We start from the raw sequence: 16266 nt of genomic DNA, 5'->3' as shown, positions 1-16266 counted from the left end.
TGATTTTATCAATCAGTGGCGCTTTACTTTTGTCGAAGAAGATTTTCAAAATTTTGTGTGGTAATGAAAGCCATCTCCTCAAGTGTTTTATCATATACATCACTTAAGGCTTTGGCTACATAGGGAACGTATTTAGGTTCGTTAGACTTTACTCTATAAGGCATCGGCGCTAAATAAGGACTATCTGTTTCAATTAGAACACGATCAAGTGGTACTTGTTTAGCCACATCTCTTAAATCCTGTGCATTTTTAAAGGATACAATCCCAGAAAATGAAATGTAATAGCCACAATCCAAAACAGCTTTAGCAGTTTCCCAGTCCTCAGTAAAACAGTGCAAAATACCATGCGTTGACTTTTCAGCGCGTATAATATCGACAGTTTCATGCTTTGCAGAACGGGTATGTACCACTACGGGTTTGTTGACGATTTGCGATGCATGGATATGTCGTGCGAAACATTGTTTTTGTTCTTCTATAAATTCGGTGCTGTGAAAGTAATCTAACCCTGTTTCACCCAGTGCCCAAACTTTTTCAGTTTGTGAAAGTTCTACAAGTTTTTCTACAGTTGCGCGCTGCATCATCTCTGGATCTTCACAAGGATGCACCCCAACACTATAACCAACATCGGCATGACGTGCGGCGATATCAGCAAGCACAATATGGTCATCTAAATCAACAGAAATCCCCATAAATTTAGAGACCCCTGCATCCCGTGCCTGCTGTAATGCTAGATCCAAATCGCCTGCATAAGGTTCAAGATTTAACATGGTTAAATGACAATGCGTATCAACAAACACAGGCTTTCCTAAATATTCTAAATTGGCTTACATTGTAAAGCTTGGACGATCCAAAGACATACTCCCGGCGAGTAGTTTTTCTGCTTCCATTTTGTAATAGACGCCTTTTTCACCAGTTAACTGAATTGCAAAACCTTGAGGCTTCATACCATTTTGTTTTTGCGTGATCCAAATCACCTTACCCGTTAAAGGAATTTTTTGTGATTGATCCGGTAAGCCCGCAAGTACAAAAACTTCATCACCCATTTTGACTGGGGTTTTTGAAGGTACAAACAAACCACCACCTAAAATATATGGCATATAGCTTGCCTGCAAAGTTGCTCGATCAGCGATGTTCACTTGAATCAAACCGCCCATACGTGGTTGCATGATTATTCCCCTTAAATATTCAAATTTTATGTCACATTCATTAACTGAATGGTGAGTTGATCAATAATTAGATTTGTTTGTACATTTTGATCAACTTTGAGTTTCGCTTGTTGTAAGTTTTCATAAATCGAGAACAGTGTTTGTAAATCATATTGTGTCGCAATCTCTGAAAACACTAAATCTGAATTTTTGACAACTTGATTCAGCTTGACACAAATTATATCCGACAACAAGTATTCAAACATTTGAATCAGATCATAAAAACTCAGTTCTTTATTCCATTTTGAAGCAAACTGCATTGGCATGCTTTTTTGACTGACCAGTTTGAACCAATCTTGCAAAAATTCCCCACGCCGATTCAGCCAATCCAATTCTGCAAGGGACTGTGCTTGTAAAGGCATATTGTTAGATAAGTTCATCAACAACTGAATTTGAGCATGTTTTTCTACAGGAAGTTGTTGCTGTAAATACTGCTCTGTTTGTATAGGAGTAATTCGATCCATCGCAAAATGCTGTAATCGACTACGAATTGTTGCTGGAAGCTTTAGATAATGATCCGCCAACAAAATAATCAAAACCCGTTCACCAGGCTCTTCGAGTGTTTTTAATAATGCATTTGCTGAAGCAATATTTAATGCTTCAGCGGGTTCAATCACAATAACGCGCCAACCATCTACTGTCTGTTGCACAAATGGTAGTAAATCACGGATCTTCTCGATCTTAATTTTCGCGTTTTGTTTCTTATTCTCTTCATCGGTCGTGATATTGACATAATTTGGATGGGTATCCGATTTTAACCACTGACAACTGCTACACTCACCACAAGCACCTTGTCGCGTCTTATTTAAACATAAAACCCATGACAAAAAATGCTGTGCAAAAGCATCTTTGCCACAGCCCTTTTTACCATAAAATAGCAGACCGTGTCCTAATTTGGGAAAACGTGTAGTCAGTGTATCCCATGTTTGTTGTTGCCAAGGGTAAACCTGAGAACTTGATACATCCATAAATTAAAGACCTAAAAATAAATAGCTTAAATATAAATTATTTAAAAACAGAAACATCTAAGGCATTTAAACGATCTAAATCTGCTTGTGTATCCACACCTGGCGGTAAATTGACTTGTGCAATATCTATGGCAATACGATGTCCATTTTCTAAAACACGTAATTGTTCAAGGCTCTCTAAACGCTCCAAAGTACCCATATCCCAAGTCACATATTCTTGTAACAATTTCACCCGATACGCATACAAACCTAAATGTCGATATGCAGATTGATGTAATGTTTGATCATTCAGTTGTTCAGTTTTACGTTCATACGGAATCGGTGAACGACTAAAATAAAGCGCTTCTTTAAACTTTGACATGACCACTTTAACAATACTTTCACGCTGGAACTCTTCAAGCTGATGAATGGGTTCGCATAGCGTTGACATTGAGCATTGTGGATTTTCGGCAAGCAGTGTTGCGACTTGAATGACCAATGGTGCAGGGAGTAAAGGTTCATCGCCTTGCACATTGACAATGATATCATCTGCATCCCAACCTTTGATTCGAGCAACCTCACTCAAACGATCAGTACCCGATGGATGATTAGGATCTGTAATCACCACATCCACACCCTCCTGACGACAAATCTCAGCAATACGTGGATCATCTGTTGCTACACACAGATCATCAAACCCCTGAACTTTTTTTGCTTGATCAACGACACGCAGAATCATTGCACGACCATGAATTTCTAAAAGTGGCTTTCCAGGTAAACGTGTACTCGAAAAACGTGCAGGAATAACAATATGTTTCATCAAATTAACCTTGTATTAGATCAATACCAAGCTGAGAGAGTTGTTGATTAAGGAGCAAATAACATTCTTCTGAGAGTACTGCACCGACAGGAACCACCCAAATTTCGCGATTAAATTCAGGATGATCTTTTAATAAAGCCAGTAATTTCACCGCATCTTTTTCAGTCGTAATGATTGGATTTGCATCTTCAAATTGTAAATCATCAATTTCATAATCATGATGGTCTGGGAATTCATGACATTGAAATTGGCTCACACCAATACTTTCCAGAGTATTGTAGAATCGCTGTGGGAACCCAATACCCACCACCGCATAATAATCGAGCGTGGGGTCAAAAGCTTCAGCTTGATCAAAAAAAGGATTTAACAAATAAGGTTCGGCAACCTCTAAATGCATGTTCAATGGTGAATGTGGCTGTTGCGCATGTTCAATCACTGTACTTTGCTTTAAACGACTGATTGGTTCTCGCAGATAACCTTCGGGAAGCATTTTTTTATTCCCTAAGCCTCGATTATTATCTAAAACAATCCATTCAATCTGTCGTTGCAATGCCCAATGCTGCAAACCATCATCACTAATAATCAAATCCAAATCATAACGCTGAAGCAACAGCTCAATGCTTGCACGGCGATTTGCGCCAACCACCATAGGCACATCAGTCGATTGCACAATCAAACAAGGCTCATCACCCACCGCTTCAGGTAAGGAATCTAATGTTACCAGTGCAGGAAATGGACCCTTACCCCCATAACCACGACTAATCACACCGACACGAACCTGATTAAGTTGTAAATATTTGACCAACTGAATCAAAAGTGGAGTTTTCCCACTTCCACCTACAGTGATGTTTCCAATGATCATCACCGGGACTGGAGCTTTATACGTTTCTTTGAGTCCAAATTGATACAACTGTTTATTGAGAACAAAACCAAATTGATATAGCCATGACAACGGACGCAGTACAATCAACCACTTGGATTGTTTATTCCAAGCATCTTGAATGATTTGCGCGAGAGACATCCGTTATTCCTCAAAATTGCGTTCATGTAACTGATAGTAAGCGCCGTGTTTTGCCAACAATTCAGCATGGCTACCTTGTTCTATAATACGCCCTTTATCCATAACCACAATCTTATCTGCATTTTCAATAGTCGAAAGACGGTGCGCAATTACAATCGTTGTTCGATTTTTATCTAAAATTGCTTCATCAAAGGCTTTCTGAATGAAATGCTCAGATTCATTGTCTAAAGCACTGGTCGCTTCATCCAGAATAAGAATAGGCGCATTCTTAAGAAGTGCACGTGCAATCGCAATTCGTTGACGTTGCCCTCCTGATAGGCTAAGCCCCTGCGCACCCAATGGCGTATCATAGCCTTTTGGCAATGCCATGATAAAATCATGTGCATATGCCGCTTTTGCAGCAGCTATTACTTGCTCTTCTGTGGCTGCTTCCAACTGACCATAGGCAATATTCTCACGAACAGTTCGATCAAACAAAACCACTTGTTGGTTGACCATCGCAACTTGCGAACGTAAACATGTCAATTCAATATCACAAATCGGTAAATCATCTAAATAGATTTCACCTGCGCTTTTTTCTTGGAAACGCACCAACATATTAACAAGTGATGATTTTCCAGCCCCAGAACGACCAACCAGTGCGACAGTTTGTCCTGATTGTATATCTAATGATAAATTATCAATTGCTTTGACATTATTTTTATAGGTTAAATCAACATGCTCAAATTTAATATTGCCTTGTAGCTCAGGAGTCTTTGTACCCGTGTTTTCTTCTTGTGGTAAATCTAAAACCTCAAACACTGAATATGCAGCAGCCATACCACGCTGTAATTTCTCATTGATATCTGTTAAGTTTTTAATTGGTTTTGCCAACAAACCTGCTGCAGTGATATAAGCAACAAACTCGCCCGCTGAAGTATCACCCAAAATTTGCGGACGTAATGCCAACCAAATAATAATCCCCAATGCAAACGACATCACCAATTGCACAAGTGGGCTATTTAAATTCTGCACCACGACCATTTTCAAGCCGCGTCTTAAATTCTCTTGGGATGACTTGTAAAAACGAGCTTGTTCACTATCCTCACCAGCAAAGCTTTTAACAACAGCATTACCGCTTACTGTTTCGTGCACAATATGGTTAACATCACCCATGGTATTTTGCACTTGAATCGATAGTTTACGCATACGCTTAGATGCTTTACGTACCAGCAGACCAATAATGGGCATAAAGATAAAAATACACAGTGTTAAACGCCAATTGGTATAAAGTAAATAGCCCAATAAACCGAGTGTAATCGTACCGTCTCGAACCAATGTTTTCAGTGATTCTGATGAAGCTGCCGTTAACTGCTCAACGTTATACATAATCTTTGCAGTAATATGACCTGATGAGTTATCAAGATAATATTGTGCAGGCAGTTTGAGCAGTTTGGCATAAATTTCTTGGCGTATACTAAACACCAAACTTCTGGAAATCACAGCGGTGAAATACCCGCCCATGAATAAACCTAAACCGCGAAAGAAAATAAGCAAAATAATTAATGCAGGAAACCAATCGAGATCACTACGGCTACCGCTTTGAATCGCATCAATAATATATTTGAGTAACTTAGCAACTGAGACTTCAGTGGCTGCATTTATTCCAAATCCGACAATAACGAGTAAGGCTGCCCCCCAATATGGCTTCAAATATGCCAATAGGCGAATATAAACCTTAAAATCTTGATTCACGAATTAATAACCTCGAGATGGAACTTTAGTACTGATATTGATATTGACGAAACCCAGTTGTCCTGCGACATCCATTACTCGAATAACATCTTGATGAGTGGCTTTCGCATCAGCGGCAATGACAAACATTAAATCACGTTTATCATTGGCTGCCTGTTTGATCGCAGTACTTAAATCAGCAGACTCTTTACTCGAAAGTGCCTGACCGTTTACCGCATAATGACCTGTCGAGTCTACCATGACTTCAATCTTGTTTTTGTATTCTTTTGGCGGAACACCTTGCGCATCAGGTAAAGACAAATTGATACGACTCTGTTGATTAAAAGTGGTGGTCAATAACAAAATCACCAAGATAAACAACAAACAATCGATCAATGGGGTAAGGTTGATATGAATATCTTCAACCATTCTTCGTTTAAATTTCATAAAACACCTCCAGCTCAGCCTTAACCTGCTTTTCGTTGTGCACTTTCAAGGTGTTTTTGAAAAAATAATGCTGCATGAAATAATGTTGATTGTTGCTCTAATTCAGCCACATATTCCTGCACCAAACGTTGAAAATAACGATAAGCAAATAGAGCAGGAATTGCGATCAACATCCCAGCGGCTGTTGTGATCAACGCTTTTGATATACCTGGAATCATCATGGTTGGATTTGCAGTTGAACCCAAATCAATCACTAAAAATGACTCGATAATCCCGATCACTGTGCCCAACAAACCCAACAAAGGTGCAACAGCACTTAAAGTCCCCAAGAAATTGATGTTTTTTTCTAAATATCCGATTTCACGTGAAGCTGTCACTTCCATTTGCGCGCGCGCGTATTCTTCACCTTGAGAATAAGCATCCACGGCATCTTTAAAAATATACCCCAATGCTGATTGGCGCGCAGATTGATCCTGTTCCAAAACATCTAGAACCTCATCAATATCTCGTCCTTTATACAGCATCAATGATTTAGGCAGAACTAAAGATCGTTTTAGTCGTATAAATCTCTCGATCGAAATTGCAACTGTAAAAATCGAACATAAAACCAATGGCAGCATTAACCAACCGCCGGCTTTAACAAGTTCCCACATCTTTAGTTCCCCAAATTAATCAATCATGAAAAAATTATTGTTCTGCTAAACAGATATTTAAAATACCATCCAACTCATCAAGCGAGTTATAACTGATGACCAACTTCCCTTTGCCTTGCTTGTTATAATCTAATTTTACACTGGCGCTGAAACGTTCCGAAAGTTTTTGCGTCAATTGCTGCACATCAGGTGCAAGTGGGTCTTTAGATTTTTCCTGTTTAGGCGTATTCCAATCACGTACCAGCTGTTCAGTTTGACGAACTGATAAGTTGCGATCAATTACCATTTTGGCAATTTGTAATTGATCTTTGGCTTTCAAGGTCAATATGGCACGCGCATGCCCCATATCCAATAAGCCTTGTTGCATCAGATTTTTAATTTCATCATCAAGACTTAATAGGCGTAATAAATTACTCACGGTTGTACGTGCCTTACCTACTGTATCCGCAATTTCTTGATGGCTTAGACCAAATTCATCATGGAAACGCTGTAAAGCCAAAGCTTGATCTACAGGATTAAGATCTTGACGTTGAATGTTCTCGATCAATGCCAATGCAATCGCAACCTGATCAGTCAAATCACGAACAATTGCGGGGATTTCTGTTAAACCCGCTAACTGTGCAGCTCGCCAACGTCGCTCACCCGCAATAATTTCATAAGGTGTTTCAGCACTCTCAATTGGACGAATCACTATCGGCTGCATAACACCGTGTTTTTTAATCGAAGCCGCAAGCTCTTGCAGGTCTTGCTCATCAATAAAGCGACGCGGCTGATATGCACCACGTTTTAATTGATTGACATCAATCTGTTTTAACTGACCATGATCCAAAGCTTGAACTTCAAGCTGTAATTTTTCTTTTTGGATTGAACCTAATAATGCATCTAAGCCACGACCTTTAGCCAAGCCTCTTTTTTTAACGGTCATGCTTTATTTCCTTTTTTCACTTTACTCTTTTTCAACATTTCAGCTGCTAAATTTAAATATGCAATTGCACCTTTAGAGCTTTTCTCAAAATAAATAATCGGCAAACCATGTGCTGGCGCTTCAGCCAAACGCACATTACGCGGAATCACTGTATCATAAAGTTTTTTGCCAAAATACTGTTCAAGTTCGGCAGAAACATCACGAGTCAATGCATTACGTGCATCATACATGGTTCGAAGCACCCCAATAATTTCCAACTCAGGGTTCAGCGCTTGTTGAATTTTATCGATGGTTTGTGTCAAATCTGCAAGACCTTCCAGTGCATAATACTCACATTGCATTGGAATAATGACAGCATCAACTGCAGCCAGTGCATTTACTGTAATCAAACTGAGACTTGGAGCGCAATCGACAATAATGTAATCAAAGTCTTTTTCAATCTGTTGCAAAGCATTACGTAAAATAAATTCACGCCCTTCTTGTTCTGCAATTGCCAGCTCTACACCAGCCAAATCACGATTTGAACCTAAAACTTTATAACCGACTTCAGCTTTAGTAATCGCTGTTTCAATTGGAACTTCACTCAGCAACACATCAGTAACTGAATACAATAAATCATTTTTTTGAATTCCAGACCCCATTGTGGCATTGCCTTGAGAGTCCATATCGACCAATAAAACACGCTTTTTCAATACTGCCAAAGAGGCAGCCAAATTTACGGCTGTTGTGGTTTTACCGACGCCACCTTTTTGGTTTGCGATAGCAATAATTTGAGCCATGGTAACCCCAATCCTTTGTCTGTTTTAGATCTGTTTTAATAAAAGTAAATGACGTTGTTCATCTAATCGCGGCACATGCAACTCTACAATATCACATTGCCAATGATCTTTCAGTGCATCCACTTCTTCTGTAGGCACCAACCCTTTCATTGAAGCAATAATGCTTTTCTCATGCATATAAGGCTTTGAGGCGGCGACAAAATCAGTCAATGAAGCAAATGCACGACTGGTAATCACATCAAACTGCCCAAGGTCATTGATACTGTCTTCATTTTCTACGCGCGTCTGCACCGCAACAACATTTTTTAATTTTAAATCTGCAATAAACTGTTTCAGAAAACGAATTTTCTTACCATTCGAATCAAGCAACACGCACTGACGCGCTGGCTGACACAATGCAATAATCATCCCAGGCATACCACCACCTGTTCCGATATCTAACAAACGACCTTGAGGTAAATCATTTAAAATACTTAAACTATCCAACAAGTGTTTAACCAACATTTCTTTGGGATCACGAATTGCGGTTAAGTTATATGCTTTGTTCCACAGGACGAGTGCATCTTGATAACGCAATAACAATTCTAAAGCTTCATCAGTCAGTTCTAAGCCAAGCTTTAAGCTACCTTGCTTTAACTCTTGAAAAAATGGATGCATGATCGAATAACATCTCTAAAAAATTAGCTGAAAGTATACCGATTTCTAGCCCGTGGAACAGTAGTTAACGATGAGTTAATATGCAGTTAAACATATACACCCTGTCTAATTTGCAAATCTAAGGCGGTTAAACGCTCAGGAGTCCCTACATCAAACCATGCCGCTTGCATCTTTTCTGCAGAAATCTTGCCATCCAACATGCCTTGTTTGAGCAATGGAGCCAATGGTCGTTTACCATGTTCCAAACCATCAAACATTTTAGGATTGATGATAGCGACACCACTATAGGTTAAATTTTCACCAAGCTGTTCTTGATCAAAAGTATAAGCTCGACCATTTAACAAAGTGAAATCACCCTCAGGATGCTGTTCAGGATTTGTAACAAAAACCAAATGTGCTAAATCTTTATCAAGTTTCACATCAAGTAAGGCTGAGAAATCAAATGTGGTCCAAACATCACCATTGATTAAAATAAAAGGCTCGTCGCCCAACAAAGGCAAAGCATTGATAATGCCTCCTGCGGTTTCCAAACCCTCATCCTCTCTGGTCCAGCGAATTGTTACACCAAACTGAGCACCATCTCCCAATGTACCAATCAAAATATCTGCCAACCATGCAGAGTTAATGATAATTTCAGTCACACCTATTTTTTTTAATTTTTCAATATGCCAAACAATAAGTGCTTTGCCTCCCACCTCCAATAAAGGTTTTGGCTTATATAAGGTTAAAGGACGCATTCTATTGCCTAACCCTGCAGCTAAAATCATTGCTTTCATGCTGCAACCACCTCATATTTGCCATATTTGTCTTCAAATTTAGGCAAAACTCTTGTATGTATAAAGTTCATAAACGGTTGCAATTCCGCATACGGTTTAGACTCTTCCAGTAAATACCACATTACGCGTGGTAAATCTTTGAGATAACCTGATTTTCCATCACGCTCAAATAAACGCACAAAAATACCTAAAATTTTAATATGACGCTGAATTGCCATCAAATCGGCATCTTGTTTAAACTGCTCAAAACTACGCTCATGTTTCGCTGATTCAGGTAAAAGCGCATAGAACATTTTAAACCATGAATACACACGTTCAGGATTCCATTGCACATAAGCATCACGGGTAATTGAAATCAAATCATAGGTATCCGCACCAATCACAGCATCTTGGAAATCGATGATACCCTGTTCAACCTCACCTTCAAGAATCATCAAGTTGCGACTATGAAAGTCTCGGTGAACGATCACTTGTGGCTGTGCCAAAGCAGCATTTGCCAATATTGCAAAAGTTCGTTTGATTAAAGCTTGCTCTTCTTGACTCACTTGAATGTTTAAAGCAGGCAATAACCAATCCGTCAACAACTCCATTTCTGAAATTAACTTTTCATAAGCATATGCGGGTAGATGCGCTTTACCTTCAATTGATTGCAATTGCACCAACTGTTTAAAACTTTGCGCATAATGTGCGTCTACTGTTTGTTCATTTAATTGTGTAGACAGCAGAACATCGCCAAAATCTTCAAGCAATAACAGACCTTGTTGTAGATCTTTTGCGACAATATGCGGAACTCTGACACCATTTGAGTCAAAGAATTCATCAATCGCAACAAAAGGACGACAATCTTCCTTCTCAGGAGGTGCATCCATCAGCATAAATGTTTTATTATTCAAAGTAATTCGTGCATAACGACGGAAACTCGCATCGCCTGCTAAAAAATTGATTTCAAATTGATCTGAACTGAGTACAGATGTTATCCATGTTTGTATCAAGTGTTCACGTTGTGTATTCATTTGCAATTTAATCTAATTCAGGCTGAATTTTTGAAGTGCTAAGTGTAGCTACTTATCAACTTTTTCTCTATGATGCGACAATAATTAATTGCGATTAGCATATTTGGTTAATGAGACAAATGAAGCATCAGTTTAAATTTAATCCTTTAGCGACTGCTATTTTGACACTTCTTTGTGGAAGTTCAGTATCCAGCTATGCTGAATCGACAACCTCTGTTTCTGAAGCAGCTGTCTCCAAAGTGAATAACAAGCAATTAAATGCTACGATTAAAGAGAGTTACCCTGGTCAAAACTTTTTTGAACAATACTATGTAGACAAAAACGCGCCTGAAGCCCAAGTACGTGATGAAAACAATGCAAGTAATCGCTACTGTGAAGGGGTTTGGGTTACTCCATTTAGCACTCAGGCAAAAACAGTTGACCCTCAAGAAGCTTCATCTGTCATTACTGCTGATCAAGCCTACTACAATCCAAATGGCGACTCTGTGTTGTCTGGAGATGTCATGATTGATCAATCTGGGCGAATGATTCGCGCAGATGAAGTAACCATTGATAAAACACAAACTTTTGCAAAAGCAAAAGGCAATGTACAAATGGCGCAAGGCGGTATCATTGCGCAAAGCGATCAGATTGATTACAACCTAAAAGATGAAACTGGGCAATTAAACAATAGTTTTTATATTGCTGAAATAACACATGCGCATGGTCATGCAGCAAAAATTGAAAGAACATCACCAACAAATATCGTACTAGAAAATGCCAGTTATAGTACATGCCCACCTGACCAGAAACCAACTTGGAAAATCCAAGCCAATAAGATTGAGCTCGATCAAGAAACTGGGCGCGGTGTAACGCGTGGTACCAAATTATATGTAAAAGATGTTCCTGTACTTGCTGTTCCTTACTTCAATTTCCCAATTGATGATCGTCGTACCACGGGGATCATTAGTCCAAACTTCGGGTTTACCAACGACGGTGGCTTTGAACTTGCGGTTCCAGTTTATTTAAACTTAGCGCCGAATTATGATGCGACCATCACTCCTCGACTCATTACAGACCGTGGTCTAATGGCTCAAGGCGAATTCCGTTATTTAACCGAGAATTTTGGTGCGGGTAGTATTTGGGGGAGTTACTTGCCTTCAGATCGTGGCTACGATGATGAAGATCGTAAGGACTTACATTTTCTACATAGATGGAATATCGATAAACAATGGTCGACCAATCTAGAATATAACTATGTGTCTGATAAAGACTTTTTTTCGGACTTAGACAGCAATCCAAACTCGCGTACCGAACTGAATCAACGACGCGCTTGGGAACTCAACTACAACCACGGTATTCCTGGTTTAAAAGCTCAATTAAAAGTTGAAGATTTCCAAACCTTAGATAAAACAGTCAAAGATGTAGACAGACCTTATGCTCGTCTACCGCAGTTTCTACTCAATTATGTAGGTGGCGATTATCAAGGCTGGGAATACGAATTTAACAACGATACTGCATATTTCAAAAAAGATATTAATGATGCTGATTATAGCAACCAACCTAGCGGTACACGTTTGTATAATCAGTTTGCGACACGTTATAACTTCCGTAATCCGTGGTCATTCGTCATTCCAGAAGTTTCTGTCCGTAGTTTAAATACATTCTATGACCAAACTACTGTGGATCAATTGAATCTTAACAACCAAAGTCAAGATTCAAAAAATAAATCTGTGGTTGTTCCTCAGTTTACTTTGGACACTGGGCTAACCTTTGAAAAAGATGGTAAGTTCCTTCAAACCATTACTCCTCGCGCATTCTATGCTTATGCACCGTATAAAAATCAAACGGGTTATCCAAACTTTGATTCGACTAGTGCATCAATCAATTATGATCAATTGTTTAGCCCTTACCGTTTTTACGGTCATGACCGCCTAGAAGATAACAACTTCTTGTCACTCGGAGTAAGTTATAGTCTATTTGATACGGTTGGTTTAGAACGCTTAAGAGCCAGTATTGGACAAAGTTATTATTTTGATGATCGTAAAGTTACTTTACTCAACAATACAGATGAGTTGGATAAAGAAAAACACACTGGTCCTGTGATCAGCATTTCGAGTCAGCTTTCGCAAAAATTTACTGTAAGCACCAATTCAGCTTGGATGTCCAATGGCGATAGCGCACAACATGACTTCCAAATGTATTACACAGGTGAAAAAGGAAATTTATACAACGTTGGATATTTTTATAGAAACAACCTTCCTGATCGCCAACGAGAATACGATCAAGCAGTTGCATCATTTATACAACCAGTAAAAGATAACTGGCGTATTATGGGGCATGTTCAATATGACCTTGACAATCATGTTGCACGCGAATATCTATTAGGTGTGAATTATGAATCTTGTTGTTGGGGAATTTCGGTCTATGGTCGTTCTTACTTCAATGATCTAGATGATGTTTCTCTCCCAGATACCAAGCCGAAACGCGCAGTTATGGCTGAAATCACACTCAAAGGACTAGGTGGTTTGAACAACAAGTTAAGTTCATTACTTCAAAATCGTATTTTAGGTTTTGATAAAGCTAATCAATCTTGGACTCATTAATGAAGACGCAAAAATTTAAAGAACTATTTAAAGCATCAACCTTAGCTTTACTCATCTCTACATCATTATCGGTTTATGCAGCACCGAAAGATCAAATCATTGCCATTGTTGGTTCTACAGCAATTTTAAAAAGCGATTTAGACCAAGGCGTTGCTGAAGCTGCACATAAGTTCCAAGCACAAAAAAAAGAACTCCCGCCGCAAATTATTTTGCAACAGCAAGTGCTCAATCAGCTTATCACCCATGACGCACAACTTGAGCAAGTGAAAAAATATGGTTTAAAAGCTGATGAAAAAAGCTTAAATGAAGCTGTTCTTAAAGTCGCTCAACAGTCCGGTTCTAATTCTTTAGAAGCTTTCCAACAAAAGCTAGATAGCGTTGCGCCCGGAACATATGAATTATTACGTGATCGTGTTTCCGAAGATTTATTGATTCAGCGTCTCAGTCAACAACAAGTCATGTCTCGTATTAAAATTACCGATCTTGATGTTGAAAACTTTTTAAAATCACCTGAAGGTCAAGCTGCTGTTGGAAGCCAAGCACATGTCCTACATATGCGTATATCAGGTAATGCCCCTGCGGATGAACTTGAGGCAGTTGCCAAATCTGTTCGTACTGATTTAAAAGGCACAGATGATGTAAAAAGTTTAGAGAAAAAATTCAGCACGGCTCAAATCAAAGTAGATGGTGCGGACATGGGCTTTCGCCCACTTTCAGAAATCCCAACTGAACTTGCTGCCCGAGTAAGCTCTCTTGAACCAGGACAAACCACTGAGTTGGTCCAAGCGAAAGATGGTATTCATGTTTTAAAACTACTTGAAAAGAAATCAAATGAGCAAAAAGCACTTGTTCCACAGTTTGAAACTCGTCATATTCTCATTAAAACTTCCGAAGTAGTTAGCCCTGAAAACGCTAAACAAATGATTGAGAGTATCTATAACCGTCTCAAAGCGGGTGAAGATTTTGCAACACTTGCATCAACATATTCGAATGACCCTGGTTCAGCGCGTGATGGTGGTAGTTTAGGATGGGTCAGCCCAGGCATGATGGTCCCTGAATTTGATAAAATGATGCAAAGTGCGACAGTCAACGAAATCAGCAAACCATTCGAAACCCAATTTGGTTGGCATATCCTGCAAGTCACTGGCAAACGTCAACAAGATATGACTTCTGAATATCAAAAACGTATGGCTCGTCAAATTTTAGGGGAACGCCAATTTGAATCAGAATATGACAGTTGGTTAAGAGAGTTGCGTGCCAATACTTATATTGAAATTAAAGATCCAAGTTTAGATCCAAAGAAAAATCAAAATTAAGTATCAAATAAAAACCAGTGCTTTGCACTGGTTTTTTTATGCCCTAAGAAAAATCAATATTTTGAACTGAGGCTTGACAATAGTGGCTAAAACAAACCCGTTACTGAATCATGAAATCTAATTCTTTGGACTACCTGCAATCATGATTGCAGGTAAAAGCTTGAAATCATAGCGCTGATTTTTTCTATCATACTATACCCATAAAAATGCCAATGTGAACGCCTTAAATAGCGGCTTCTTTTCCTTTATTTTGACTGTTGTTTCTTTTCATCTTCTAATTCTTCTTTCGTACAATAACTTGGAACAACAGACATTGTTTTTATATCCATATAACTTCCACAAATCTCACGTCCGTTTTCATCTGTTCTACGACCTAATTGTTTCTTTTGTTCCAAAGTCATAGTATCTAAATGATTGTAAAAATACATATGATCAATCACTTCTGGATCATTAAAACTTGTACTTAATTCAATGCCAAAAGACTCGCCTTTTTGGTTGTCATTACAGTACGCTGTATAGTTATAACTCACGCTTGTTTCTGCGCGAAACTTATCCCTGACCTCATCATGCATTGGATAAGCACCCACGAGTACACCATCCACCTCGATGGCATCTTTAAATATACTTCTAACTTGCTCAGTATCTGGTTTTTTTAACTCTTCTTCGATTTCTGCATCTGTTTCTTTACGAATATCATGTGCTGGGCGCTCTAAACGAAACCTAAAACTATCGATTTGTTTATCCGCTATTCGCTCAACCAAACGAACACCGATATCATCATATATATAAATATTAATTCGATTAATTGGATCTACACTTTCGACAACCCGATAGTTTTTACCTAAAGCTTTAAGCCATGGCTCAACGCCTGAACTCATATATAAATCCGTACCATTATAATTAATCGCACAGCCATGGACCTTAAACTGATGTTGTGGATTTATTTTCTTTATAAAACCTTCTGTTTCAACGTCTTGTTTTGTCGAAGACTGACCATTACTACAACTAATGCACAGTAAAAGGGGGAGAAATAGCGCTAGTTTTTTTTGAAATATATGCATTATTTTTTTAAAGGATAATTTTCACATCCTCCCCCAATAATAGGATCATCTCTATCCGGACCTTCACAAAACTCTTTCCGTTGTCTTTCTTTTTCTTCATCACTAATTATGTCAAAATAATTATAAAAATACATATGATCAATCACTTCAGGATCATTAAAACTGGTACTTAGCTCAATATAAAAATATTTACCTTGTTGATTGTCATTACAGTCCGCTGTAAAGTTATAACTCACCCCTGTTTCTGCACGAAACTTATCCCTGATCTCATCATGCATAGGATAAGCACCCACGAGTACACCATCCACCTCGATGGCATCTTTAAATATACTTCTAACTTGCTCAGTA

Annotated in this window: 16 protein-coding genes and 1 pseudogene; 2 read left to right on the top strand and 15 right to left on the bottom strand. The window is 38.7% G+C overall.

Translation table 11 applies throughout. The features are described 5' to 3' along the window. Positions 1-23 precede the first annotated feature (23 nt). From ACINWC743_RS19460 to ACINWC743_RS19400, 13 genes are all read right to left on the bottom strand, one after another. Entirely contained in the window at positions 24-797 is a 774-nt protein-coding gene (locus ACINWC743_RS19460; RefSeq protein WP_009586659.1) for a TatD family hydrolase, read from the bottom strand. A 27-nt stretch (positions 798-824) separates the two neighbouring features. After that, positions 825-1166 carry a PilZ domain-containing protein gene (locus tag ACINWC743_RS19455; protein ID WP_004830992.1) on the bottom strand — a complete coding sequence of 114 codons (342 nt, stop codon included), beginning with the start codon at positions 1164-1166 and terminating at the stop codon, positions 825-827. 26 nt (positions 1167-1192) lie between these two features. Next, entirely contained in the window at positions 1193-2173 is a 981-nt protein-coding gene (locus tag ACINWC743_RS19450) for a DNA polymerase III, delta' subunit (protein ID WP_009586649.1), read from the bottom strand. Positions 2174-2210: 37 nt separating this feature from the next. Beyond that, positions 2211-2972 (bottom strand): 3-deoxy-manno-octulosonate cytidylyltransferase, encoded by a 762-nt coding sequence (gene kdsB / locus ACINWC743_RS19445; RefSeq protein WP_009586647.1) that lies wholly within the window; start codon positions 2970-2972, stop codon positions 2211-2213. A gap of 4 nt (positions 2973-2976) precedes the next feature. Further along, the gene (gene lpxK, locus ACINWC743_RS19440; protein WP_005029269.1) at positions 2977-3993 is read right to left on the bottom strand and encodes a tetraacyldisaccharide 4'-kinase; all 1017 of its coding nucleotides are present in this window, start codon (positions 3991-3993) and stop codon (positions 2977-2979) included. A gap of 3 nt (positions 3994-3996) precedes the next feature. Next, on the bottom strand, positions 3997-5727 hold the full coding sequence (gene msbA / locus ACINWC743_RS19435; protein ID WP_004830996.1) for a lipid A export permease/ATP-binding protein MsbA: 1731 nt from the start codon (positions 5725-5727) through the stop codon (positions 3997-3999). A 3-nt stretch (positions 5728-5730) separates the two neighbouring features. Then, on the bottom strand, positions 5731-6153 hold the full coding sequence (locus ACINWC743_RS19430; RefSeq protein ID WP_009586635.1) for an ExbD/TolR family protein: 423 nt from the start codon (positions 6151-6153) through the stop codon (positions 5731-5733). Between the two features lie 20 nt (positions 6154-6173). Further along, positions 6174-6806, bottom strand: a complete 633-nt coding sequence (locus tag ACINWC743_RS19425; protein WP_004830999.1) for a MotA/TolQ/ExbB proton channel family protein — start codon at positions 6804-6806, stop codon at positions 6174-6176. 34 nt (positions 6807-6840) lie between these two features. Beyond that, the gene (locus ACINWC743_RS19420) at positions 6841-7731 is read right to left on the bottom strand and encodes a ParB/RepB/Spo0J family partition protein (RefSeq protein ID WP_004831000.1); all 891 of its coding nucleotides are present in this window, start codon (positions 7729-7731) and stop codon (positions 6841-6843) included. After that, positions 7728-8510 carry a ParA family protein gene (locus ACINWC743_RS19415; RefSeq protein WP_004831001.1) on the bottom strand — a complete coding sequence of 261 codons (783 nt, stop codon included), beginning with the start codon at positions 8508-8510 and terminating at the stop codon, positions 7728-7730. Before ACINWC743_RS19415 ends, ACINWC743_RS19420 begins: the two co-directional genes overlap by 4 nt. Before the next feature lie 24 nt (positions 8511-8534). After that, a complete protein-coding gene (gene rsmG, locus ACINWC743_RS19410; protein ID WP_004831002.1) occupies positions 8535-9167 on the bottom strand; it encodes a 16S rRNA (guanine(527)-N(7))-methyltransferase RsmG in 633 nt (210 codons plus the stop codon). An 86-nt stretch (positions 9168-9253) separates the two neighbouring features. Next, complete coding sequence (gene murU / locus ACINWC743_RS19405) at positions 9254-9943, bottom strand: N-acetylmuramate alpha-1-phosphate uridylyltransferase MurU (protein ID WP_009586655.1); 690 nt, start codon at positions 9941-9943, stop codon at positions 9254-9256. Beyond that, on the bottom strand, positions 9940-10956 hold the full coding sequence (locus tag ACINWC743_RS19400) for an aminoglycoside phosphotransferase family protein (protein ID WP_009586646.1): 1017 nt from the start codon (positions 10954-10956) through the stop codon (positions 9940-9942). Before ACINWC743_RS19400 ends, murU begins: the two co-directional genes overlap by 4 nt. A 119-nt stretch (positions 10957-11075) precedes the next feature. Here ACINWC743_RS19400 and ACINWC743_RS19395 point away from each other — a divergent pair, with 119 nt between their 5' ends. Continuing rightward, positions 11076-13541 carry an LPS-assembly protein LptD gene (locus tag ACINWC743_RS19395; RefSeq protein WP_009586645.1) on the top strand — a complete coding sequence of 822 codons (2466 nt, stop codon included), beginning with the start codon at positions 11076-11078 and terminating at the stop codon, positions 13539-13541. After that, positions 13541-14857, top strand: coding sequence for a peptidylprolyl isomerase (locus ACINWC743_RS19390; protein WP_009586658.1), 1317 nt, complete (start codon positions 13541-13543; stop codon positions 14855-14857). The genes ACINWC743_RS19395 and ACINWC743_RS19390 overlap by 1 nt, the downstream gene beginning before the upstream one ends. Before the next feature lie 245 nt (positions 14858-15102). Here ACINWC743_RS19390 and ACINWC743_RS19385 read toward each other — a convergent pair whose 3' ends face one another. Further along, entirely contained in the window at positions 15103-15918 is an 816-nt protein-coding gene (locus ACINWC743_RS19385; protein WP_035301477.1) for a hypothetical protein, read from the bottom strand. Then, positions 15918-16266, bottom strand: a pseudogene (locus ACINWC743_RS19380) (hypothetical protein); the annotation flags it as partial. The pseudogene ACINWC743_RS19380 and the gene ACINWC743_RS19385, both read right to left, overlap by 1 nt.

Origin of the sequence: Acinetobacter sp. WC-743 (genome assembly GCF_000335555.1) — a bacterium.
Taxonomy (GTDB): Bacteria; Pseudomonadota; Gammaproteobacteria; order Pseudomonadales; family Moraxellaceae; genus Acinetobacter; species Acinetobacter bereziniae.
The sequence above is the reverse complement of the archived record's forward strand: the minus strand, read 5'-3'. Positions and strand labels throughout refer to the sequence as shown.